At 60.3% G+C, this 21,526-nt stretch carries 20 protein-coding genes; 8 read left to right on the forward strand and 12 right to left on the reverse strand.

Annotated features, from left to right (window positions below; all coding sequences use genetic code 11):
* Nucleotides 1–308: 308 nt before the first annotated feature.
* Complete coding sequence (locus KHO33_RS12725) at nucleotides 309–602, forward strand: DUF1330 domain-containing protein (RefSeq protein WP_054039434.1); 294 nt, start codon at nucleotides 309–311, stop codon at nucleotides 600–602.
* Between the two features lie 22 nt (nucleotides 603–624).
* Here the strand turns inward: KHO33_RS12725 and KHO33_RS12730 are convergent, their stop codons facing one another.
* The gene (locus KHO33_RS12730) at nucleotides 625–1,026 is read right to left on the reverse strand and encodes a DUF302 domain-containing protein (protein ID WP_200566938.1); all 402 of its coding nucleotides are present in this window, start codon (nucleotides 1,024–1,026) and stop codon (nucleotides 625–627) included.
* A gap of 104 nt (nucleotides 1,027–1,130) precedes the next feature.
* Between KHO33_RS12730 and KHO33_RS12735 the strand changes: the two genes are divergently transcribed.
* Entirely contained in the window at nucleotides 1,131–1,853 is a 723-nt protein-coding gene (locus tag KHO33_RS12735) for a phosphonate utilization associated transcriptional regulator (RefSeq protein ID WP_200566937.1), read from the forward strand.
* Between the two features lie 60 nt (nucleotides 1,854–1,913).
* On the opposite strand, the gene KHO33_RS12740 is transcribed toward KHO33_RS12735, so the two are convergent.
* The 5 genes from KHO33_RS12740 to KHO33_RS12760 form a co-directional block, all read right to left on the reverse strand.
* Nucleotides 1,914–3,302: an FAD-dependent oxidoreductase gene (locus tag KHO33_RS12740; RefSeq protein ID WP_200566936.1), complete on the reverse strand. Its 1,389-nt coding sequence runs from the start codon at nucleotides 3,300–3,302 to the stop codon at nucleotides 1,914–1,916.
* A 111-nt stretch (nucleotides 3,303–3,413) separates the two neighbouring features.
* Nucleotides 3,414–4,544 carry a 2-aminoethylphosphonate--pyruvate transaminase gene (locus KHO33_RS12745; protein ID WP_200566935.1) on the reverse strand — a complete coding sequence of 377 codons (1,131 nt, stop codon included), beginning with the start codon at nucleotides 4,542–4,544 and terminating at the stop codon, nucleotides 3,414–3,416.
* 34 nt (nucleotides 4,545–4,578) lie between these two features.
* Nucleotides 4,579–6,306 carry a putative 2-aminoethylphosphonate ABC transporter permease subunit gene (locus KHO33_RS12750; RefSeq protein WP_200566934.1) on the reverse strand — a complete coding sequence of 576 codons (1,728 nt, stop codon included), beginning with the start codon at nucleotides 6,304–6,306 and terminating at the stop codon, nucleotides 4,579–4,581.
* A complete protein-coding gene (locus tag KHO33_RS12755; protein WP_200566933.1) occupies nucleotides 6,303–7,394 on the reverse strand; it encodes a putative 2-aminoethylphosphonate ABC transporter ATP-binding protein in 1,092 nt (363 codons plus the stop codon). Before KHO33_RS12755 ends, KHO33_RS12750 begins: the two co-directional genes overlap by 4 nt.
* A 129-nt stretch (nucleotides 7,395–7,523) precedes the next feature.
* Entirely contained in the window at nucleotides 7,524–8,534 is a 1,011-nt protein-coding gene (locus KHO33_RS12760; protein ID WP_234480742.1) for a putative 2-aminoethylphosphonate ABC transporter substrate-binding protein, read from the reverse strand.
* A 283-nt stretch (nucleotides 8,535–8,817) separates the two neighbouring features.
* Between KHO33_RS12760 and phnA the strand changes: the two genes are divergently transcribed.
* Complete coding sequence (phnA, locus tag KHO33_RS12765; RefSeq protein ID WP_200566931.1) at nucleotides 8,818–10,053, forward strand: phosphonoacetate hydrolase; 1,236 nt, start codon at nucleotides 8,818–8,820, stop codon at nucleotides 10,051–10,053.
* Between the two features lie 13 nt (nucleotides 10,054–10,066).
* Complete coding sequence (phnY, locus tag KHO33_RS12770; protein ID WP_200566930.1) at nucleotides 10,067–11,521, forward strand: phosphonoacetaldehyde dehydrogenase; 1,455 nt, start codon at nucleotides 10,067–10,069, stop codon at nucleotides 11,519–11,521.
* A 71-nt stretch (nucleotides 11,522–11,592) separates the two neighbouring features.
* Here phnY and KHO33_RS12775 read toward each other — a convergent pair whose 3' ends face one another.
* From KHO33_RS12775 to KHO33_RS12790, 4 genes are all read right to left on the reverse strand, one after another.
* On the reverse strand, nucleotides 11,593–12,066 hold the full coding sequence (locus tag KHO33_RS12775) for a hypothetical protein (RefSeq protein ID WP_054039394.1): 474 nt from the start codon (nucleotides 12,064–12,066) through the stop codon (nucleotides 11,593–11,595).
* Between the two features lie 40 nt (nucleotides 12,067–12,106).
* The gene (gene lon, locus KHO33_RS12780) at nucleotides 12,107–14,509 is read right to left on the reverse strand and encodes an endopeptidase La (protein ID WP_200566929.1); all 2,403 of its coding nucleotides are present in this window, start codon (nucleotides 14,507–14,509) and stop codon (nucleotides 12,107–12,109) included.
* Between the two features lie 33 nt (nucleotides 14,510–14,542).
* Complete coding sequence (locus tag KHO33_RS12785) at nucleotides 14,543–14,947, reverse strand: Hsp20/alpha crystallin family protein (protein WP_236062681.1); 405 nt, start codon at nucleotides 14,945–14,947, stop codon at nucleotides 14,543–14,545.
* Between the two features lie 287 nt (nucleotides 14,948–15,234).
* Complete coding sequence (locus tag KHO33_RS12790) at nucleotides 15,235–15,501, reverse strand: DUF1488 family protein (RefSeq protein ID WP_054039396.1); 267 nt, start codon at nucleotides 15,499–15,501, stop codon at nucleotides 15,235–15,237.
* A 238-nt stretch (nucleotides 15,502–15,739) separates the two neighbouring features.
* Here KHO33_RS12790 and KHO33_RS12795 point away from each other — a divergent pair, with 238 nt between their 5' ends.
* Nucleotides 15,740–17,368 carry a methyl-accepting chemotaxis protein gene (locus KHO33_RS12795; RefSeq protein ID WP_200566927.1) on the forward strand — a complete coding sequence of 543 codons (1,629 nt, stop codon included), beginning with the start codon at nucleotides 15,740–15,742 and terminating at the stop codon, nucleotides 17,366–17,368.
* 61 nt (nucleotides 17,369–17,429) lie between these two features.
* Nucleotides 17,430–17,927 (forward strand): hypothetical protein, encoded by a 498-nt coding sequence (locus KHO33_RS12800; protein ID WP_200566926.1) that lies wholly within the window; start codon nucleotides 17,430–17,432, stop codon nucleotides 17,925–17,927.
* 26 nt (nucleotides 17,928–17,953) lie between these two features.
* Here KHO33_RS12800 and KHO33_RS12805 read toward each other — a convergent pair whose 3' ends face one another.
* Together KHO33_RS12805 and KHO33_RS12810 are read right to left on the reverse strand one after the other, a co-directional pair.
* Nucleotides 17,954–18,175, reverse strand: coding sequence for a hypothetical protein (locus tag KHO33_RS12805; protein ID WP_200566925.1), 222 nt, complete (start codon nucleotides 18,173–18,175; stop codon nucleotides 17,954–17,956).
* Between the two features lie 133 nt (nucleotides 18,176–18,308).
* Nucleotides 18,309–18,971, reverse strand: a complete 663-nt coding sequence (locus KHO33_RS12810) for a DUF3313 domain-containing protein (protein ID WP_054039404.1) — start codon at nucleotides 18,969–18,971, stop codon at nucleotides 18,309–18,311.
* 295 nt (nucleotides 18,972–19,266) lie between these two features.
* Here KHO33_RS12810 and KHO33_RS12815 point away from each other — a divergent pair, with 295 nt between their 5' ends.
* Both KHO33_RS12815 and KHO33_RS12820 read left to right on the forward strand, forming a co-directional pair.
* Nucleotides 19,267–19,863 carry a TetR/AcrR family transcriptional regulator gene (locus KHO33_RS12815; protein ID WP_054039406.1) on the forward strand — a complete coding sequence of 199 codons (597 nt, stop codon included), beginning with the start codon at nucleotides 19,267–19,269 and terminating at the stop codon, nucleotides 19,861–19,863.
* 358 nt (nucleotides 19,864–20,221) lie between these two features.
* Entirely contained in the window at nucleotides 20,222–21,499 is a 1,278-nt protein-coding gene (locus KHO33_RS12820; RefSeq protein WP_200566984.1) for a paraquat-inducible protein A, read from the forward strand.
* Nucleotides 21,500–21,526 lie beyond the last annotated feature (27 nt).

Genomic DNA, 21,526 nt, shown 5'->3' on the forward strand with positions numbered 1-21,526 from the left:
GTCAATATAATGATCGAATCAGTCGTTTGCAAGATTTTTTTTCGATTTGATCACCGGAACGATCGAATCGATCAGAACGCGCGGGCGATCGTATTTCTGGATTCGAGCGCGTCGGGGGCACGCAGGACTCACATGCAGAACCGGCATGCGATCGCGTGAGGAGATGACATACGGGCAGTTTTTGCGCTGCGGCTGAGCTTCAATATCCGCCACGTGCATCAATGCGTATGCCGATAAATGACATAATTCCCGCGTCGTTGCTTTGCAACGCGACCACTACTTTCACGCCGCAAAACCAGGAGATTCACATGAGCAAGGGATATTGGGTGACCGCATACCGCGCGACGAAGGACCCGTCGAAACTGGCCGCGTATGCGCAACTGGCAGCGCCCGCGGTGGCAGCCGCCGGCGGCAAATTCATCGTGCGCGGCGTCGCCGAAGAAGCACATGAGCAAGGTTTGAAGGAGCGGACCGTCGTGATCGAGTTTCCGACCTACGAGCAGGCCGTTGCCGCCTATGAAAGCGACGCCTACAAGAAAGCACTTGAAGCGCTCGGCGACGGTGTAGAACGCGATCTGCGTATCGTTCGCGGCGCCGAGTAACGACGCATAACGATGCGTGCGCTCAGCCGGCCGCGGCGGCCTGCACGAGCGCACCGATGCCGTCGATAGCTTTCATCAACTCCGCAGGCGCGCCATGCCGCGCCTGCAGATAACTCGTTGCGTTATACGAGAGCCACACCCCACCGTCACCGTCCTGCCACACCAGCACCTTGAGAGGCAGATCGAGCGCCACGCTCGGCACGGCCTGCATCAGCGGCGTCCCCGCCCGCGGATTTCCGAATACAAGCAACTGTGACGGCGGCATCGCAAGCCCCGCGCGTTGCGCATCCGCCGCGAAATCGATGCGCGCGAACAGGATGATGTTCTTCGCTTGAATCAGCGAGGCGAGTGCGTCGGCGGCTTGTTCGACCGTGCGTTGCGTGGGCACAGTGACGATGCCGTTATCGGCGGTGAGTGAGGACATGGATTTCTCCGGGTGTTGACGATTGTTGACAATAGACAAGCTGGCAGGCTATGGTCAAAGAAGCGCACGGTCTGTTGTCCCATCCTTTGTTCTAATCGCCGATCATGACCACGTCAACCACGTCTAGCGCCATCGAACTGCTGCAGCGGCATTCCCTTGCGACGCTAGTGCAGGAAATGCTCGAACGCAGCATCGTCTCGGGGGAATTCGCCCCGGGAGAGAAATTGAACGAAGTCGAAGTCTCCACACGATTGAATGTGTCACGCGGGCCACTGCGCGAGGCGTTCCGCGCATTGGAACAGGCAGGTTTGCTGAAGACGGAGAAAAACCGCGGTGTCACGGTCCGCGCGCTGTCGCTACGCGAGGCCGAAGAGATTTATGAAGTTCGCGCCATGCTGGACGAATCGGTCGCCCGCTCGTTGGCCAATCGAATGACGCCTGAAACGCTCGCCACGCTCAAAGGCATCATTACGTCGATGAAAGCGGCGAAGAAGGATCACGATCTCACGCGCTACACGGCATTGAACGTCCAGTTGCACGATGCAATGGTAACGGGCGTCGGCAACCAGCACCTGATCGAAACCTATCGGCATCTCGTTCGCCAGCTTGGTTTGCTGCGTCAGGCCGCAATCGAATCGGAAAAGAGCGCGCTGGCGACGTCGGTGACGGAGCACGAGAAAATCGTCAACGCACTTGCTAAGGGCGATGCGGAAAGCGCCGTTGCGCTCGTGCGCGAACACGTCGCGCACGGACTCGCGAGAATGAGGCGTGCCCACGAGCACTGGGCAGCGTCTGCCGATAATAGCAGCAACACGGGCAACGCCTGAAACAGGGCCTGACGGCCGCGCACGCGGCCCCGCGCTCAGCGCAGCGGGACCGTCATTACACTAGGCTTTATCCGACTTCCCCGCGGCATTGGCGAACTTGCTAAGCAAGCGATCGACCAGCCAGGGCTGCCGGTCTTCGTCTTCCGCGCGCTCCTTGCGCCGAATCGCGTCGCGCACGGTAATCGAACCCACGTACCGGATCGGCTCGGGCGGGAAATAGCCCAACGGTCCCTTCGTCAACGGACTGCGCGTCCATTCGTTGTCGAGTTCGAGCAGCAGCGACGACAGAATCTGCCCGCCCATATAGGTCGGCCCAACGCCGTTGCCTGAATAACCAAAGCCATAGAGCACGTTCGGCGCGTCGTCGAGTCTGCCGAAAAACGGGAAGCCCGTGACCGAGCGATCCGACGGACCATTCCAGCTCGCCGTCACCGGCACGTCGCGCAACGCCGGGAAGAAATCGTGCAGGCTGCGCGTCAGATCCGCTTCATACGGCGAGCGCTGATCAAACACGGGCGCGATCCGGCCGCGCCAGGCGAACGTATTGCCGCCCTTGCCGAGCATCAGACGGCCATCCGCCGTGCTGCGATAGTAGTAAACGAAGATCCGCGAGTCGAGCACCGAAACGCCGTCTTTCAAGCCGATTTGTTGCAGCAACTCCGGGCATTTCTCGGTGACGATCATGTCGCTGGAAACCACAGCAAGCGTGCGCTCGAACTGCTTGAAACGGCTCGCCATCCACGCATTGATCGCGAGTACCAGTTTAGGCGCCGTGACGCTGCCAGCCGGCGTGCGCACGGTCACACGCTTGCCGGAGGTGAAGTCGAGCATCGGTGTGCGTTCGTAAATGCGAATGCCCATTTCAATCGCGACACGCCGTAATCCGCGCACGAGCTTGCCCGGATGCACCGTTGCCGCGACCGGCGAATACACGCCGCCGAGATTGCGCGCCGAACCGGAACGGCTCGCCACTTCGTCCGGCGCGAGATGTTGGTACGAATTGATGCCATGCTCACTCAGTGCGGCGATCACCGGATCGAGCAGGCCGATTTGCGCACGCGAGGTCGCCGTGTAGAGCGTGCCGTCCAACCGAAGCTCGGCATCGATCGCGTGCTCGATACAGAAATCGCGAATCCGTCCCACGGCCGCTTCGGACGCTTTCACCAGCCGGATCGCTTCGGCCTCGCCAAACAGACGCCGCAGCGTGAAGAACTTCGTCGACCATGTCAGCAGGCAGCCACCGTTGCGGCCACTGGCGCCCGCGCCGCACAGATCGCTCTCGATGATCACGATGTCGAGATCGGGTTTCCTCTGCTTCGCCTGGATGGCGGTCCACAAACCGGTGAAACCACCACCCACGATGCAGACATCGGCCGTCGTCGCACCTTGCAGTGCGGGCGCCAGTGAACCATCGGCGAAGAGTGCTTGTTCAATCCAGAACGGACGCATGAATTGCTCACATTGATACAACGGTTTAACGCCACGCGGCGAAAGGAAGGACTTCTCCCCGCGCCAACGGAAAGAAGACCTCGCCGGTGGACATGCGCAAGTCACTCAGACTCAGGCTAACGCTTTGGCCGACACCTGCTTGACTCCCATGGCCTTCAACGTATCGGCGATCGCGGCGATCGCGCCGGGGATGCCACTATCGCCAAAGTGCCCGATACAGCCGACACGGAATGTTTCCACCTGGGTCAGCTTGCCCGGATACAGGATGTAGCCGCGCTTTTTCACTTCCGTATAGAACGTCTTGAAGTCGTAGTTGGGATCATCAGGCGCATGGAACGTGACGATGATCGGCGCCTGAATCGCCGGGTCGAGAAAGGTGCGAAAACCGAGCGCCGCCATGCCTTCGATCAGCGCGCGGCAATTACTCGCATAACGTGCGCCGCGCGCTTCGAGACCGCCCTCTTCCACGTATTGCGCGATTGCCTGATCGAGTGCCGCGACGACGTGGGTAGGCGGCGTGAAACGCCACTGCGTGGTGCGGCTCATGTAGACCCATTGATCGTACAGATCCATGGCGAGCGAGGGGCTGTTGCCCTCGCATTGCTCCAGCGTGCTGCGGCGGATGATCACGAAGCCCATACCCGGCACGCCTTCAAGACATTTCCCGGAAGCGGCCACGACTGCGTCGAACGGTGTTTGGCGCGCGTCGATGTCGATGGCGCCGAATGAACTCATCGCGTCGATGATCAGACTGCGGCCGTGCTTTGCGACAACCATGGCAATCTCATGCAGCGGATTGAGCACGCCGGCGCCGGTTTCGCAATGCACGAGCGCGACGTGCGTGATGCTCGGATCAGCCGCTAGCGCACGATCGACGTCAGCCGCTTTGACCTGCGTGTCTTCGGGATAATCGAGTGTCTGATGACGGCGGCCGAGCGCCCTGCAAATCTTCGCGATGCGCTGGCAATACGCACCGTTGTTCGGTATCAGCACATGTCCATCGCGCGGCACCAGCGTACCGATCGCAGCTTCCACCGAGAACGTGCCGCTGCCTTGCAAGGGCACGCATTCATGCGTGTCTTCGCCATGCACGATGCGCAGCGTCTGCTGGCGGACACGGGCGGTGATCTGATTGAAATCGCCGTCCCACGATCCCCAGTCGCGCAGCATCGCCTGACGCGTGCGGTCTGAGGTCGTGAGCGGACCGGGAGTGAGCAGAATGGGCTGGGAAGGCAGATTCACAGTAGCTCCTTATCGATCTTGATGAAGACTTGTTTCAGCCACGGCGCGTGGTGCGCCATGCCTGGGTTCTACGCAATACGCCATGCGATACGCAGGCAAACAGTACGCAGGCGAACGCCGCCGTCACGAGGACCAGCGTGGCCATCGCCGCGGCGGGTCCAATCTGGCCGGCGTCGTCGAGATTGAGAATGGCGACGGAGGCCGGTTGCGTGTCGGGTGAATAGAGAAACGCGACCGCCGACACCGTCGTCATGCCGTTGACGAACAGATAACGCGCGATCTGCAGGATCGACGGCAGGCATACAGGCACGGTGACGCGCAAAAACGTCTTGTAGAAAGGCACTTTCAGCGAAGCCGAGACCGCTTCGAACTCGTTGTCGATCTGACGAAGCGCGGTGACCGCAGTCAAGTGGCTTGACGAGTAGTAATGCACCACCGTAACGATCGCGAGCAGCGCGAGCGTGCCGTAAAGACCGTTCAAAGGGTTAGCGGGCGAGTTGAACAGAAAGATGTAGCTGATGCCGAGCACGAGACCGGGCACGCCCATCGGCAGGATCGCGCACAGATTGATAAAACCGCGCAACCAGCGCGGTCCACGTGTCTTCTCCACCAGATACGCGCCGCCGAACACGATGATGGTGCCGCCGATCGCCACGCATGCGGCCATTTTCAGGCTGTTCTTGTACGCATCGAAAATCCCCGCGCCGATCAACCCCATCTTGTAGTGCTGCAAGCCGAGGCTCATCTGATACGGCCAGAACTTCACGAACGAAGCGAACACCGAAATGCCGACCACCGCCAACAGCAGCAGGCAAACGAAGCCACAGTACCCGAGCATCGCGATGTCGAAGCCGCGTGCGGGCTTCGGCTGGTAAGGCGTCGAGCGCGCGCCGAGTTGTGATTGCTGCTTGCGGCGAATGAAGAAGTCGACAGCGAAAGCAACCAGCGCCGGACAGAGCAGCAGCAGGCTGACCACCGCACTACGGTTGAAATCCTGCAGGCCGATGATGAGCTTATAGATGTCCGTGGAGAGCACCGAATAAGGCCCGCCGATCACAACCGGCACGCCGAAGTCGTTGATACAGATCGTGAACGACACCATCGTCGCGCTGATCAGGCCATACTTCGCGCCCGGCAGCGTGATCGTGAAGAATTTGCGCGCGCGGCGTGTGCCCATCGCTTCGGCGGCCTCGTACAAGCGCCCATCGGACAGCGATAGCGCCGTCACGAGAATCATCAGCACGTGCGGAAACGCGGCGTACACCAGACTGCATACGATGCCCGGCAGACCATAGATCGAATGCCCGTGAAGCAAGGGCTTCAGGATGCCCGAGTTGCCGAACCAGTAGATGAACGACACAGCGGACAGCAACGTCGGCGCTAGCAGCGGAAGCAGCGCGACCGTGCGCACGGCGTTCTTCATCGGCATGCACGAGCGGGTCAGTGCGTACGCAAACGTAAAGGCCATCGGAATCACGATCGCCGTCACGAGGCAGGCCACCGTGACCGAATGCAGTGTCGACGTCCACACGCCGGAATTCACCAGATAGCCGGTGAAATTGGCTAGTCCCACGAAATGGCCATCCGCATCGACGAAGCATTTGCCGATGACCAAGGCCAGCGGCAATAGCAGAAATACGCCGAGAAACGCGGACATCAACACAAGCGCCAACTGCGCGATCCGGTCATGCCAATGGCTCTTCTGGCGCACCTCGGCGTGACCTTCCTCGCCGCTGCGGCGCTCGATCAGAACGGCGCTCATTGGAGTCGCTCCTTCGCGGCGGAAAAGACGCACACGTGTTCGCGGTTGATAGCCAGATTGAAACGCGACCCTGGCTGCAGGCGGGTGCGATGCATTTCGTGAAACGACAGATCGGCGACGATCTCCTGCTCGCCGAGCCCATCCACTTTGAAGCTGACCCGGCAGAACGCACCGAGGAATTCCAGCTTTTCGACTGAGGCGGGCAGCAGGTTGTCCGCCTCGTTGCCCGGCGCGCTGAGGTGGATGTCTTCCGGGCGCACGAACGCCGACACTTTTGAACCCAGCGCCGCGCGCTCCGATCCGCACCCGTAGCGCAGTGCGATGGAGCCTGCCTTGAGACTGCCATCGCGTGCCACCTCGGCCGGAATCAGATTGACCTTGCCGATGAAATCGGCAACGAACGGCGAGGCCGGCTCGCGATAGATTTCGTGCGGCGTGCCGATCTGCTCGATCACACCTTGATTCATCACCACGATCCGGTCGGCCATGGATAGCGCTTCCTCCTGGTCGTGCGTCACCATGATCGTGGTCACGCCGAGGCGCTGCTGCAACTGACGGATTTCCTGGCGCAGTCGCACACGAACACGCGCATCCAGCGCAGACAGCGGCTCATCGAGCAACAGCAGACCCGGCGACGTGGCGAGCGCACGCGCCAGCGCGATACGCTGCTGCTGCCCACCGGATAACTGGTTCGGATGCTTCTTCTGCGCATCCGGCAAACCGACCAGGGCAAGCAGTTCGTTCACTCGATCGGCGATCGCCGCGCGCTTCATCTTGCGATTCACGAGACCATAGGCGACGTTGTCGAAGATGGTCAGATTCGGAAACAGCGCGTACGACTGAAACACGATGCCGTAATCGCGAAGCTGAGGCGGCAGCCGCGAAATATCGCGGCCGTCCTGCGTGATCTGGCCGGCGCTCTGTGTTTCGAGTCCGGCAATGATGCGCAGCAAAGTGGTCTTGCCGCATCCCGACGGCCCGAGGAAGCAAAGCATTTCTCCCTTCTTCACGCCAAGATTGATGTCCTCCAGAACCGGCGTGTCGTTGAACCGCTTGTAGACCCGCTCTACGCTCAAATACGTTGTCATCTGCTCCTCCGCTTCCGCTTGCATGTCGACGTGGCGCGACGCACTGCCGTGCGCTGTGTCGCTGCGTCGTTCGGGGGTCACGCAGCGCGCGCCCCGGCGCTCCTCGTCAAGACCCGGCTGAACCCGGTCTTACTTTTGTTCCTTGTTGCCGTAGCGCTTTTGCCAGTCTTCGAGAATTGCGTCGCGGTTCTTTGCGGACCATGTGAAATCGTTCTTCACGAGCAGTTCCGAATAGTTGTCGGGGATGCCCGAGAGTTTCTTCGCAACACCCGGGTACGCAACGATCGCCCACCACTGCGCGGTGATTTCATTGGCCTCCTTGCTGGCCATAAAGTCCGCGAGTTTTTTGGCCGCGTCCGGCTGCTTTGTCGTTTTCATAATGCCGGTGGCTTCCATGTCCCAGCCCAAGCCTTCCTTCGGAAAGATCAGGTCAATGGGAGCACCTTGCGCCTGCAACTCGTGGCCACGGAATTCGAATGAGATGCCGATCGGAAATTCGCCGGTGCCCGCCAGCGTGCAGGGCTTCGAACCCGAGTGCACGTATTGCGCGACGTTCTTGTCCAACGCGTCCATGTACTGCCAGCCCTTGTCCTTGCCGAAGGTTTGCAGCCAGGACGTCACATCCAGATAGCCGGTGCCTGATGACACCGGACTCGGCATCACGATCATGCCTTTGTAGACCGGCTTGGTCAGGTCTTCCCACGACGTGGGCTTAGGCAAATGGCGCTTCTCCGCTTCGACGCGGTTGTAGCAGACCGTCGCACCCCACACGTCCATGCCGACCCAGTGCGGCGGCGTGTTCATATCGCTGTACTTGCGCGTCAGGCTGTCGAAGCCCTTCGGTGCGTACGGCATCAGCATGCCCTGCAGATCGAGCAGCGTCAGGCTGGAGGCTGCAAGCCCAAGCACCACGTCGGCACGCGGATTGTTCTTTTCGGCGAGCAGCTTGGCCGTGACCGCGCCCGTCGAATCGCGCACCCAGCGGATTTCGATATCCGGGTTGGCCTTTTCGAACGCGTCTTTGTATGGCTTCATCGCTTCGTCTTCGAGCGCCGTATAGACCAGCAACTGCGTTTTTGCCTGCGCGAACTGGACAGCGCCGAGCGTGACGGTGGCGGCGACCAGACAGCGCAACGCCATATTCAGACGACCTCTACAAGCTTTAAACCCCGACTGTTCCTTCATTTCCAGACCCCTTGAGAAAGTGGCGTCGCGGCCAGCGACGAAAACGACCGGTGCTACGGGACGACTGTGTGTTGCAACCCTCTTAAGCAACTGCTGATGACTGCGGTTGATGATTTGCGATTTGTTGTCTGTTGTTGACAATCTACAAAGCATCAATTTTAATGTCAAGTATTGCCTCACTTTGCCACATAACGCCACACCGTCATTACCCGACTTACCCTAGCCAAAAGGACATGTCATGAGCGAAGCACCGGTTTCCATTGAAGTGAACGGCCGCAGCTACAACTGGATGCGCAGACCCGTCGTCGTGGTCTGCGTGGATGGCTGCGCGTATGAATATCTGGAGATGGCGGCCGCGGCGGGAGTCGCGCCCTTTTTGGCCACGTTGCTGCGTCCCGGCACGTCGCTCAAGGGCGAATGCGTGGTGCCGAGCTTCACGAATCCGAACAACCTGTCGATCGTGACCGGCGTGCCGCCCGCGGTGCACGGCATTAGCGGCAACTACTTTTTCGATCGCGACAGCGGCACCGAGGTGCTGATGAACGATCCGAAGTACCTGGTCGCCCCTACCGTGCTCGCCGGTTTCGCCGAACAGGGCGCACACGTTGCGGTGGTCACGGCAAAGGACAAACTGCGCCGGCTACTCGGCAAAGGCCTGAAGGGCATCTGCTTCTCGGCGGAGAAAGCTGACGAAGCGACGCTCGAAGAGAACGGCATCGACAATCTGCTCGAACTGGTCGGCCAGCCGGTGCCGAGCGTCTACAGCGCGGAGCTGTCCGAGTTCGTATTCGCGGCCGGCGTGCGCCTGCTCGAAACTCGCGATATCGACCTGATGTACCTGTCGACAACCGACTACGTGCAGCACAAGTGCGCTCCGGGCACCCCTGGCGCCAACGCGTTCTATCAGATGATGGACGGCTACCTGCAGCGGCTCGACGAGCTGGGTGCGATCGTCGCGCTCACCGCCGATCACGGGATGAATGCGAAGCACAACGAAGACGGCGAGCCCAACGTGATCTATCTGCAGGAGCGCTTCGACGAGTGGCTCGGCGAGGACGCTGCCCGCGTGATCCTGCCGATCACGGACCCCTACGTCGTGCATCACGGTGCACTCGGATCGTTCGCGACGGTCTATCTTCCCGCCTCGGCCGACCTCGAAGCAACGCGCCGCCGGCTCGCCGCGGAACCCGGCATCGAACTGGTGCTGACGGGCGCCGAAGGCTGCGCGCGCTTCGAACTTCCGCCTGCGCGCATGGGCGACCTCATCGTGATTTCGACGCAAGACGTGGTGCTCGGCACGCGACGGATCAAGCACGATCTGTCCGGCCTCGATGTCCCGTTGCGCTCGCATGGCGGCCTTGCCGAACAGATCGTGCCGCTTCTGTTCAATCAGCCGGTCGCGAAATCGGTCGGCGAGCGGGCACGCTTACGCAACTTCGACATCATCGATATCGCACTCAACCATCTGCAATGATCGGGGATCAGACATGAACGCTGTTGCTGAAATCAAGGCTCAATTGCAGGTGCGTCATGAATCGCTGCGCATCGGCGGCGAAAAAATCTTCCGCGACGAAGTGATCGAAGTGCGCAATCCTTACGATGGCACGCTCGTCGGCACCGTGCCGAAAGCGACGCTCGAGGACGTACGCCGCGCGTTCGAATTTGCACGCGCGTATCGTCCGGCGCTGACCCGCTACGAGCGCGCCGCGATCCTGCATCGTGCGGCCGATGCAGTACGAGCACGCACCGAAGAAATCGCCGCCGTTATCACGGCGGAAGCGGGCTTGTGCAAGAAGGATTCGATCTACGAAGCCGGCCGCGTTGCGGACGTGCTGGTGTTCGGCGCCGGCGAGGTGCTGAAAGACGACGGACAGATTTTCTCGTGTGACCTCACGCCTCACGGCAAGAAGCGGCGCGTCTATACGCAACGCGATCCGCTGCTGGGCGTGATCTCCGCCATTACGCCGTTCAACCATCCGATGAATCAGGTCGCGCACAAGATCGTGCCGGCGATTGCCACGAACAATCGCATCGTGGTGAAACCGTCGGAGAAAGTGCCGCTGTCATGCTATCTGCTCGCCGACATTCTCTATGAGGCAGGCTTGCCGGTGCAGATGCTGCAGGTGTTGACGGGCGATCCGAGCGTGATTGCCGACGAGCTGATCACGAACCCCGCGATCGATCTCATCACCTTCACCGGTGGCGTCTCGATCGGCAAATCGATCGCTTCGCGCATGGGCTACCGGCGCGCCGTGCTCGAACTGGGCGGCAACGATCCGATCATCGTGATGGAAGATGCCGATCTCGACGAAGCCAGTTCGCTCGCGGTGTCGGGCTCGTACAAGAATTCGGGCCAGCGTTGCACCGCCATCAAGCGCATGCTGGTACACGAGTCGGTCGCCGACCGCTTCACGGACCTCGTCGTGGAGAAGACACGCGCGTGGAAGTACGGCAATCCGGCCGATAGTTCGGTGGACATGGGAACGGTCATCGACGAAGCGGCCGCGCAGTTCTGCGAACGCCAGGTCAACGACGCCTTATCGCGCGGTGCCCGTCTGCTTGCGGGCAATCTGCGCGACGGCGCGCTCTACTCGCCGACGGTGGTCGACCGTGTCACGCCCGACATGCCGCTCGTCAAGTACGAGACGTTCGGACCGGTGTCGCCGATCATGCGCTTTGCCAATATCGATGAAGCGATCCGCATGTCGAACTGCACGGACTATGCGTTGTCATCGTCGGTCTGCACGAATCGCTTCGACTACATCACGCGGTTCATTACCGAACTGGAGGTGGGCAGCGTGAATGTGCGCGAAGTGCCGGGGTATCGGCTCGAACTCACGCCGTTTGGCGGCGTGAAGGACTCGGGACTCGGCTACAAGGAAGGGGTGCAGGAGGCCATGAAGAGCTTTACCAATACGAAGACCTATTCGCTGCCGTGGTGAGTGTGATGTGAGGATGAGAAGCGCTGACGCGCTTCTCATTACGTGCCCACACTGCCGTGGTTCGCCTGGAATCACGCTGGCTTGCTAGAGTCGCCGGAAACGTTCGGCTGCTCGGCCGTTAATGTTCCCTTTGCCATCACCGCGCGATGGATTGCTTCGGTTAGCGAATTGTTGATCTCGATGAGCCGGTGCATCTCATCCTGGATGTTCAGGAGCGCCTCGGCGTCCTTGTAGGTCTGTAGCGCCTGTTTGTCCGAGGCTGCGGCCGCAACCTTCTGCCCCACCATGATGACTGACAGCAGCACCAACTGCAAAAAAGTCTGCGCGATCCAGGCGATCAGCGTCGACACGCCACCCTGAATGGCCGATGGCAAACTGATAAGCGCGATCGCCGCGAAGACATAGGCACACCACATCGTGCCAACCGCGTTGGTGATGACGAGAGCGATCCTACCGTTCAGGCCCAAATGTTCCTGCGTGGTCAGGTGCGGTCCAGTTTTTTCGCGTTCCTTGAGCCGCTGATTGGGAAGATGTTCGAGTTTCATTACTGGGTCCCCATTGGAAAGTGAGTCATCTGCGGCACTATCAGCGCTTCACCGCACTGGTCTCGATTAACTCGCGCAGTGCATCATCCACCGTCTCCAGCAGCACAAATCGCAACTGGCTTCGTGCGTCGGCCGGGATGTCTTCGAGGTCCGCCGCATTGCGTGCGGGCAGCAGTACCGTCCCAATGCCGGCGCGCAAGGCGGCAAGCACTTTTTCCTTGATGCCGCCCACTGGAAGGACAATGCCACGCAGGCTGATCTCGCCCGTCACAGCGCAATCGCTGCGCACGGCTTGCCCCATCAACAGCGATGCGATCGCAATGAACAGGGCCACCCCGGCACTCGGGCCGTCCTTGGGGACCGCACCGGCCGGCACGTGGACATGAATGTCGCGTTTGTCGAAGCCCGAACAGTCGATATGCAGCGCCTCGCAGCGCGACTTGACTAACGTCAGCGCGGCCTGGGCGCTTTCTTTCATCACGTCGCCCAACTGGCCGGTCAGCACCAGCCTGCCTCCGCCCGGCGTACTACTGGCCTCGATGAAAAGCAGCTCGCCGCCAACGGGTGTCCATGCCAGTCCGGTCACCACGCCCGGCAAACTGGTGCGCATTGCCACCTCGCGCTCATAGCGGTGATGACCCAATATCGACGGCAAGCGATCAGGCTCGATTCGTTCATGCGTCGCCGGGTCCTCGGCAACGCGCAATGCAACATACCGAAACACTGAGCCGATCTGCCGCTCCAGGCTGCGCACACCCGCTTCGCGCGTGTAGTCGCGGATGATGGACCGCAGAGCCTCGTCGCTCAACTCGCATTGCGCGGGGGTCAGCCCGCACGCTTCCAACTGGCGTGGAACCAGGAAGCGCCGGGCGATCTGAAACTTCTCGGCCTCGGTGTAACCGGGCAGATCCAGAAACTCGAGACGGTCCCTCAAAGGCCCGGGAATACCTTCAAGCTGGTTGGCCGTGGCAACGAACACGACGGCTGACAAATCGAACGGCACGCCAAGGTAGTTGTCCCGGAACGAGGCATTCTGCTCGGGATCCAGCACCTCAAGCATCGCCGCAGCCGGGTCACCGTGCACGCCATGCCCGAGCTTGTCGAGTTCATCCAGCAACATAACGCAATTGCGCGCCCCCGCTTTGCGGATCGCCTGGACGATATTGCCGGGCATAGCGCCGATATAAGTGCGCCGATGGCCGCGGATTTCCGATTCATCATGCACGCCGCCAAGGCTAACGCGAACGAAAGGCCGCGCCAGTGCTTGAGCGATGCTCTGCCCCAGCGATGTCTTGCCCACCCCAGGCGGTCCGAGAAAGCAAAGAATCGGTGCCTTACCGTTCGGATTGAGCTTTCTGACACCGAGATATTCGAGGATGCGGCGCTTGACCTTGTCCAGGCCAAAGTGCGCTTCATCGAGAATCTGCCGCGCCTGCGCGATGTCGATCGGCGCTTCCTGCGGAAGTGCCCAAGGTAGTTCGGTGAGCCATTCGAGGTAGCTCACGCTCATCGAGTATTCGGAGGAAGCGTCCGGCATCCGCTCCAGCCTGGCGAGTTCCCTGCGGGCATGGGTTTCGACATCCGAGGGCATATGAGCGGCGTCAATCGCTTCGGCCAGCTTGCGGGCTTCTTCGCGGTTGTCGGCGCTCTCGCCGAGTTCGTGCTGAATGGTGCGGAGTTGCTCGCGCAGCATCATCTCGCGCTGGCGCTGGTCGAGCCGGCCGCGCGTCTGCTCGCCGATTTCCTGCGACAGGCGCAGGACTTCGATTCGTCCGGCAACGGCATCCAGCACCTTGTCCAGCCGCTTGCAGTGATCGAGCGTCTCCAGGATGTCCTGCTTGCGCGCCGGCGGGATGTCGAGCAAACCGGCCACGGTGTCGGCCAGCAATCCGGGCGACTCGATCGCGTCCAATGCCCTCACAAGTTCGCCGCCCGCATTGGGCAACAGTCCGATCATTTCCCCGGCGCGTTGCCGCAGGACCAGCACGCGCGCGTCGATGGCGGAGTCACTGGGCGCGGTGTCGGGCAGCAGCTCCACCCGGGCGGCCCGGAACCCGAGGCCGGCCACCGGCGCGATCAGACGAAAGCGCTCCACACCCTGGCATATCAGGTGATGCGCGCCATCGTCCGGACTGGTGACATAGCGCAGCACGTTTGCCACCGTGCCGATCGGGTTGAGGCCATCGAAGGGCGGATCCTGCACCTGAGGGTCGCGTTGCAGCACGATGCCCAAGGGCTGCTGGCGCTTAACGGCAGCCTGCACGTCGTCCTTGATCTGCCCATGTCCCGCCGTCAGCGGCAACACCATGCCCGGAAACAGCACGGCATTACGGACCGGAAGCAGGATCAGGCTGTCTTTGGGGAGTGCGGATGCCGGGGTCGGAGCCGCGTCCTGACGCACCGGAGTCGACTCGGAAGCCTCATTTTCGCTGTCCGTGCTCATCTTCGTTCCTCGATTCGCCGACGCTCGCCGGACTCAATCCAGCCTCTCGAAGTCCAGCAACAGGCAACCGTGTTCGGAATCGCGCCCTGCCAGACGGTAGCGCCCGGCTGGAAGCCGGATGTGCCGCTCGAAGCGGCCATAGGGAATTTCCATGCAATGGACCGCGCCCCCGGCGAAGGCCCGAGGCAAGGTCCTCTCGGCCACAACCACCAGCGTCCCGCCTTGGAGGTCCAAGCTGACCTGATCGGGCGGCACGCCGGGCAGCGCCACCACGATCGCCAGCCGGCCGTCATGCTCGAACACCTCGATGGGTGGCTCCCACACTGGCACCCGCGCATGCTGACCAGCCAGGCGGAAGAACTGGCGATGCAATCGCTCGGCGCGCTCTAGCGCATCGACGGCGGCTTCCCACATCAGGGTATGACTGGAGGATGTCACGGCTGGCTCCCTGCCTGTTCTGTCAGCCCAACACTGGCTGTCCATTCATCAAAGGCCAACGGTGCACGCGTGTCAAGTAAGCGGGCGGAGTGCACCGCACCAACCAGTCCGGCCAGCGGGTCTCGAAGTCGTATTGGACCAGTTGATTATAGTCAGCCCGATCACGCTCGATGGAGGTTGAAATGTCGATGTACTGATCAATATGACCGATAGTTACTATCGGGTTTTGCGCTGTTGTACAGATGGGGGGACTGATGTCAGCCCCCAAGGGAGCTCAGCGTTTTACGTTAAGGAAGGAAGAGTTCAATGCCAAGCGGCAACGGATCTCCCTTCGAACCGCTTCGAATTGCAAGTGCGGCCTTCTCGCTGATCAACTCGCGGTGCCGCTCGAATTCCTGCAACAAATCGCTTTTGTGGCCACCCTGCTGCGACAACTCCTTAAGCACTTCCCTGCTCACAATGCAGAAGTGATGGACGCTGTCGACTCTAATGCCAAACTTAACGGCCTCGCCGTCATTTGCGACACTAATCCCTTCAATGTTGTCAGCCATCATCGCCTCCGTTGGCAGCTAGCTGTGCAAGAAGCCTAGCACGTAATATCTAACCGTTACGGACTCTTACATCAGCGCGCTGCGATCCAACCGCAACGCGAATGTGCAGGATATGCCTAGTTAAAAATCAGGAAATCCTGACATCAAGCCGCATCTCGACGTCGCCGTATACCTAATGAGGCGCCGCCAATTCCTTTGGCGCAACACCGTGCCTCCTGAAAGCGTCCCGAAGGAAAACAGAATGAATAAATTCGTCTACACCATCCGGTTCAAGATCATTGTCGTCCTCGGTGCCAGCATCGCACTGACGGCCGCGATGGGCGTGATGGCGATCGTAGGGCTCGCAAGACTGAACTCGAACATGAGCGAGGCGTACGCAGGCAGCGTAGTGCCGCTTGCGCAGCTCTCGGAGGTACGTGCGGCCCAACTGAACATCAGGGTCAAGCTCAGGCGTATCCAGGCCCACGGATCGCCCGACGCGGTCGACAAAACGTTGCCGACTGTTCTGACCGATCTCGCCAGTATCGGTCAGATCTGGCCGCAATATTATCCCGCAGCGGTATCAAGTCCCAGCGAACGAGAGGCCGCCGACCGGGCCGACCGCGATCTCAAGGAATTAATTGCGCAGACAGGCAGCATCATTACGCTTCTGAAAGCCGGGAAATTCGATGCTGCGTCGAACCTGATCAACAGCACGGCGAGTCTTTCCGACGCATTGAATCTCGCATTGAGCGACGACACGAAAACAAATGTACTCGAGGCAAAGCAGTTTGCCGACGACGGTGAATCGACCTACAAAACTCTGCTCATCGTGACCGTCGCGCTCCTCAGCGCAGGCGTACTGATCGCGGGCGGCATGTCGATTTACCTTATGCGGGTCATTACCCGGCCACTCAACCGTGCAGTCAACGTCGCCAACCGCATCGCCGAGGGCAAGCTCGAAAACCGGATTACCGTCGATATACGCGGCGAATTCGGGCTGTTGCTCGACGCGTTGAAAACCATGGACGGCAAACTCAGCGATACCGTTCGCGGCATCAAGGCCTCGGCCGAGTCGGTCACGGTCGCTTCACGCGAAATCGCCAGTGGCAATCTCGACCTGTCCGCGCGTACAGAGGAACAGGCAGCGTCGCTGGAGGAAACCGCAGCCAGCATGACGCAGTTGACCGAGACGGTCAGACAGAACGCGGACAATGCCCGTCAGGCGAATGCACTGGCCTCGGGCGCAACGGACATGGCGCACGCCGGCAACCAGGCGGTGCAGGACATGGTTGCAAGCATTGGCCGGATCAGCGAAAGCTCCAGCAAGATTCGCGATATCACGGGCGTCATCGAGGGAATCGCATTTCAGACCAATATCCTTGCGCTGAATGCAGCAGTCGAGGCGGCGCGTGCCGGTGAGCAGGGCCGTGGGTTTGCGGTCGTCGCCAGCGAGGTTCGCAGTCTTGCGCAACGTTCGGCCACGGCTGCGCGGGAAATCAAGGAACTGATCAGTACGTCCGTTGCGATGATCCAGGGCGGCTCAAAACAGGCGGCTGATGTAGGCGTCACCATCGGACAGGTCAAGCAGGCGATCAGGCAAGTCGCCGACATCGTGGGGGAAATCGCCGCCGCCTCGGAGGAACAGAGCCGGGGCATCGAGCAGGTCAACCAGGCCGTGACACAGATGGATGACGTGACCCAGCAGAACGCGGCACTTGTCGAACAGGCCGCGGCCGCAGCGCAATCCCTCGAGGAGCAGTCTTCGAAGCTGCTGGACGCCGTTCTGGTGTTCAGTACGACGGACACGGAATCCGCACGAACGCCTGCGCGCGCCGCCGGAAGCAATGCGTTGAGCGGCCGTCGCGATCTCGCGCTGGCGGCGCGTTGAGCAACTCCGTGTACACGTTATCCATGGCGATCCAGCAACTCCTAACGATGGACACTGACCGGTGAATCCGCAGACGTTTGTCCTCCAGGCGCGGCTTTGCGCTCGCGCCACGGCGCTTAAAGTGCGGATGACCGAAGCGCACGATCAGGCGAAGGGGCTGATCGAACGCGCTGAGGGTTGTCTCGCCGTGCTGGATCATCTGGGACAGAGCACCGCCGCCCTGGCAAACATTTCCCCAAACGCTGACGTCAGTCTTTTTATCGAAGAGTTGCGTCGTTCGGAGAGCGGTTGGCACGACCAGCTACAAATGTTGAGGACGCTACTGACTGAACTCACGGCTCAGACTCATAGCGCCCGAGGCGAGATCGAGTCGCTCGCCTCGCTTGCGATTGGTGCGCAGACTGCCCCCGAGACGATTGCCGATGCTGAGTTCGCCGTCGAAGCGAGTGAAGCGCACTTCCACGAGGTAATCGCGCAGTTGGAAGCGACGCAGGTGTGGTTCGAACACTTCGACACGCAGATCAATACGATCATGGCCAGTTTGCGAAAATCGCGCTAATGCTCGCGCTCGGCCGAGAATCCTGTTCATCGTGCCGCGGTTTGAACACCCGGATAGAAGCCCACAACCAGCACGATGTATGCGAGTGCGGCAAAAATACCAGCCAGCGTGCCGAGCCAGTCTCTCGCGGTCACGCCGCGCGTGAAATGAACCGGAATCCCCACCAGCAGGTACGCGATCGAGAAAACGATCGCAACCATCAAGGGCGGGGGAGCGAACGAAACAACGACTTCGGCAAAGGGCCGCATTCGCACACCTCATAGAAGTCCGAAACAGCCGCGTTATCGCTGCGGCGGGTCCCGTTGCCCCGTCACTCGGGGCTATCGCGCGCTGAGAATATTCGCCGAACCGCGTGCGATGCCCGGGCGACAGACAGACCGCTTAACGAAGCTGTTCCACCAGCGCATCAGCGCCCTTGTCGAGGCCGGTCTTCGCGGCACCCAACGAACCAAAGGCTGCCGGCAGATTCATGGCATTCGGATACTGCTTCGAAACGTAGGCCTTCAGCAGACGACCGCTAGTGCCGTCAAAGACCTCCACGGAGTAAGTCACCGAGCCGCTGAATGCGCCCTGCCCCCCGCGGACTGCCTGCACGCCGTTATAGAGATTGCCCGCAAGGTCGAAATGCATGAACTGCCCGACGAGTAACGTCGTCTTTTCGGCGCCGGTGAGTGTCAGCTTGATTCGCAGCGTATTCGGACCGGCCTGGTTCGCAACGCTGAACCGCTTCGCGAGTTTCTCGGAGAACGTCTTCCCCATGTAATCGGCTAGCGCCGCCTTGTCGGCTTCCTTCAGGTCGCCGAACTGGTTGTCGTTGCCTTGATACACGGTAACCGGGTCCAGTATCACCTGCGTGTACTGGGGCCAGGCAACCGAAGTGGCGTACTTGTAGGGAACCTTGCCTGAGTCGTCATCACGGTTCTGCTTCAACTGCGACGACGATGCGATGCCCGTGTAGGCCACCGGTTGCACGCCGGCACACGCTGTCAGGGTTAGCACCGCGACTCCGGTGAAAAGAAGCGGGACTAGTTTGTTCTTCAACATTTAGGTTTCCTCGAAAGCCCGGTTAAGTGCCAGGTGGCGCTCAGTTCAGGCGAGAACTGATCAGGTCGCCACAGTAGCACCGGCAGAAAAAGATGTAAACCGTCCAGACGGTCTGTACATTAAAAAACTTAGCGCGTAGAATTACGCTTTGTCAGGAGACCGCCTGCTCCGTGGGCGGTACATAGGGCCATTCGCCAGCAGTGTGTTGCAGCCGGCTATTTGTCCACCAACAGAAGAGAGGCGCGCCGGCGATCCGGTGCGCGCTGCAATCGTCGCAACGTCATCAATATCGATAATGGATAACCAGACCCGCTCGGAGATTTCCCGCAAAAAAGCAATCGCGGCCGCTTTCACCATCCTCACCCGAGACGGTGTGGGCGGGCTTACGTTCGATTCGCTGTCGCGTGAAAGTGGTATCAGCAAGGGTGGACTGCTTCACCAGTTCCGCACGAAGAACGGGGTGCTGTCCGCACTGCTGGAACAGCATCAGATTCAGTTCGAGCAAATCGGACGCGAATACATCGCGAAGGAAGGTGCATCAAAGGCGGAGCCAACGCTTGCCGCCCAGATTGCAATGTATCGGGAATCCTCGAATCAGCCGCATTCCGTGGCACGGGCTATTCTTGCAGCGCTCGTCGAGAGTCCTGAGTTACTCGAAAGCATCAAGGCGGCTGACACGGCGAAAATGAAGGCGTTGCAGGATGAGGCGCCTGATCTCGACTTGTCATTGTTGCGATACTTTGCGGCCAGCGGTCTCGCATTTCATTCGTTGATGGGACTGTCGCAATTGAGCAATTCGACGCGGAACAGACTATTCGACCGTCTTCTTGACGAAGAGAGTTGGCCGGCGCAGGTTCCACAACCCAAGCCTCGTAAGCGGTCCGCTCGCTAGCCGGCATCAAATCCCTTTAGGCGATCGGGGGCGTTCTCACACGCCCCAGGTCGTGGGCCGCTTCGACACTTTACGTCGGGGGCACAACACTTCTAACGCATACGCATTACCCCGGTTGCAGTGAAAGTTCCCGAATAATACAAACCGTCTATCCGGTTTACATTCGGTATTTGCGATGCTACGCTGGGGCCTCACCTGAATCGTCAGCTCTGGGATCTCCCAGAAAGACACGTGTGAAGGCAACGGCCAATCGGGCCCAGCCCCTTCGAGTTAGCCGATGCCTACTCCCTTACGACCCTCACCCCGAAAGTCAGATTGGGGCGTTTCTGGATCGTGTTTCCACGAGCGGATGCAGAAGATGAACAGAGACAACTTGATCGCATGTCACGAATGTGACTTCCTTCAGCGAGAAACGCCGCTCGTTGAGCGCGGTGCTGCGCGATGTCAACGGTGTGGTGCTGCGCTCTACCGATACCGGAACGTGCCGATGTCGCATGACTGGGCACTGGCGTTCACCTTGGCCGCGGCAATCCTCTTCGCTGTTGCCAACCGCTTTCCGATCTTTGAACTCTGGGTCAATGGGACATCTGTCGAAACCACCCTTTTCGGCGCCGCATCCGCGCTTTACGCAGACGGCATGTGGCCGATCGCGGGCCTTGTGTTCGTGACCACACTTCTGATGCCTTCATTGAACATAGCAGCGGTGATCTATCTACTCCTGCCGTTGCATACAGGCGGATTTCCCCACAAACCTGAAATCGTTCTTCGTGTGCTGCGGCACGTTGCGCCATGGGGAATGATCGAGGTGCTGATGGTCGGCATGCTGATCGCGCTCGTCAAACTCCAGCACATCGCGACAGTCGTACCAGGGGTGGGTGCCTGGGCGCTCGGAGCCGTGATGGTTCTGCTTGCCGCCGCGACCGTTGCGTTTAACCCCCGCGAACTGTGGGCGCGTATCGACACGTTGCGTCGCGACGGCGGCATGTCACACGCGCAAAACGCCAATATCACGGCAGCAACTGCCGCGCGCGCTGGTCTGTTCGCCTGTCACGATTGCGGCCTGCTCTCTAAGCCGCTTTTCCCCCATGTCCACGCCGGAATCTGCCCACGTTGTGGCGCGGTGCTGCACTTGCGCAAGCCCAATAGTCTGGTTCGCACGTGGGCATTCCTTGTCGCCGCCATGATCCTTTACATCCCCGCCATTCTCCTGCCGGTCATGGTCACCAGTACCTTATTTGGCGCCCGCTCCGACACTATCCTGAGCGGCGTCGTGTTGCTCTGGACCTCCGGGTCGTGGTTGCTGGCAACGATCGTTTTCATCGCAAGCATCGTGGTGCCCGTGCTCAAAATTCTTTCGTTAGCCTATCTCGCGTGGAGCACCCAGTTGCGCTCTCCGCGAATTCCCCACCAACGCACACGTATTTATCGAGTGATCGAGTTTGTCGGTCGCTGGTCGATGCTCGATATCTACGTAATCACCATCCTTGTCGCGTTCGTGCAATTCGGTTCGATCGCAACAATCGACGCAGGTCCGGGATCGATTGCCTTCGGCGCGGTAGTCGTGTTGACTCTGTTCGCGGCGTTGTCATTCGACCCACGGCTCATCTGGGACGCAGTGGAGTCAGAACGTGAATGAATTGTCCGGACAGAAAGATGACCAGGA

Origin of the sequence: Paraburkholderia nemoris (assembly GCF_905221015.1) — a bacterium.
In the GTDB taxonomy this organism is placed as follows: Bacteria; Pseudomonadota; Gammaproteobacteria; order Burkholderiales; family Burkholderiaceae; genus Paraburkholderia; species Paraburkholderia nemoris.

What these genes read in the sequence shown, in the direction of transcription:
- KHO33_RS12755 (WP_200566933.1), bottom strand. Translation starts at nt 7,394, where the DNA reads ATGACAACGTATTTGAGCGTAGAGCGGGTCTACAAGCGGTTCAACGAC.
- KHO33_RS12735 (WP_200566937.1), top strand. Translation starts at nt 1,131, where the DNA reads ATGACCACGTCAACCACGTCTAGCGCCATCGAACTGCTGCAGCGGCAT.
- KHO33_RS12790 (WP_054039396.1), bottom strand. Translation starts at nt 15,501, where the DNA reads ATGATGGCTGACAACATTGAAGGGATTAGTGTCGCAAATGACGGCGAG.
- KHO33_RS12810 (WP_054039404.1), bottom strand. Translation starts at nt 18,971, where the DNA reads ATGTTGAAGAACAAACTAGTCCCGCTTCTTTTCACCGGAGTCGCGGTG.
- KHO33_RS12750 (WP_200566934.1), bottom strand. Translation starts at nt 6,306, where the DNA reads ATGAGCGCCGTTCTGATCGAGCGCCGCAGCGGCGAGGAAGGTCACGCC.
- KHO33_RS12815 (WP_054039406.1), top strand. Translation starts at nt 19,267, where the DNA reads ATGGATAACCAGACCCGCTCGGAGATTTCCCGCAAAAAAGCAATCGCG.
- KHO33_RS12795 (WP_200566927.1), top strand. Translation starts at nt 15,740, where the DNA reads ATGAATAAATTCGTCTACACCATCCGGTTCAAGATCATTGTCGTCCTC.
- KHO33_RS12760 (WP_234480742.1), bottom strand. Translation starts at nt 8,534, where the DNA reads ATGGCGTTGCGCTGTCTGGTCGCCGCCACCGTCACGCTCGGCGCTGTC.
- KHO33_RS12730 (WP_200566938.1), bottom strand. Translation starts at nt 1,026, where the DNA reads ATGTCCTCACTCACCGCCGATAACGGCATCGTCACTGTGCCCACGCAA.
- KHO33_RS12725 (WP_054039434.1), top strand. Translation starts at nt 309, where the DNA reads ATGAGCAAGGGATATTGGGTGACCGCATACCGCGCGACGAAGGACCCG.
- KHO33_RS12820 (WP_200566984.1), top strand. Translation starts at nt 20,222, where the DNA reads ATGAACAGAGACAACTTGATCGCATGTCACGAATGTGACTTCCTTCAG.
- phnA (WP_200566931.1), top strand. Translation starts at nt 8,818, where the DNA reads ATGAGCGAAGCACCGGTTTCCATTGAAGTGAACGGCCGCAGCTACAAC.
- KHO33_RS12775 (WP_054039394.1), bottom strand. Translation starts at nt 12,066, where the DNA reads ATGAAACTCGAACATCTTCCCAATCAGCGGCTCAAGGAACGCGAAAAA.
- phnY (WP_200566930.1), top strand. Translation starts at nt 10,067, where the DNA reads ATGAACGCTGTTGCTGAAATCAAGGCTCAATTGCAGGTGCGTCATGAA.
- lon (WP_200566929.1), bottom strand. Translation starts at nt 14,509, where the DNA reads ATGAGCACGGACAGCGAAAATGAGGCTTCCGAGTCGACTCCGGTGCGT.
- KHO33_RS12805 (WP_200566925.1), bottom strand. Translation starts at nt 18,175, where the DNA reads ATGCGGCCCTTTGCCGAAGTCGTTGTTTCGTTCGCTCCCCCGCCCTTG.
- KHO33_RS12740 (WP_200566936.1), bottom strand. Translation starts at nt 3,302, where the DNA reads ATGCGTCCGTTCTGGATTGAACAAGCACTCTTCGCCGATGGTTCACTG.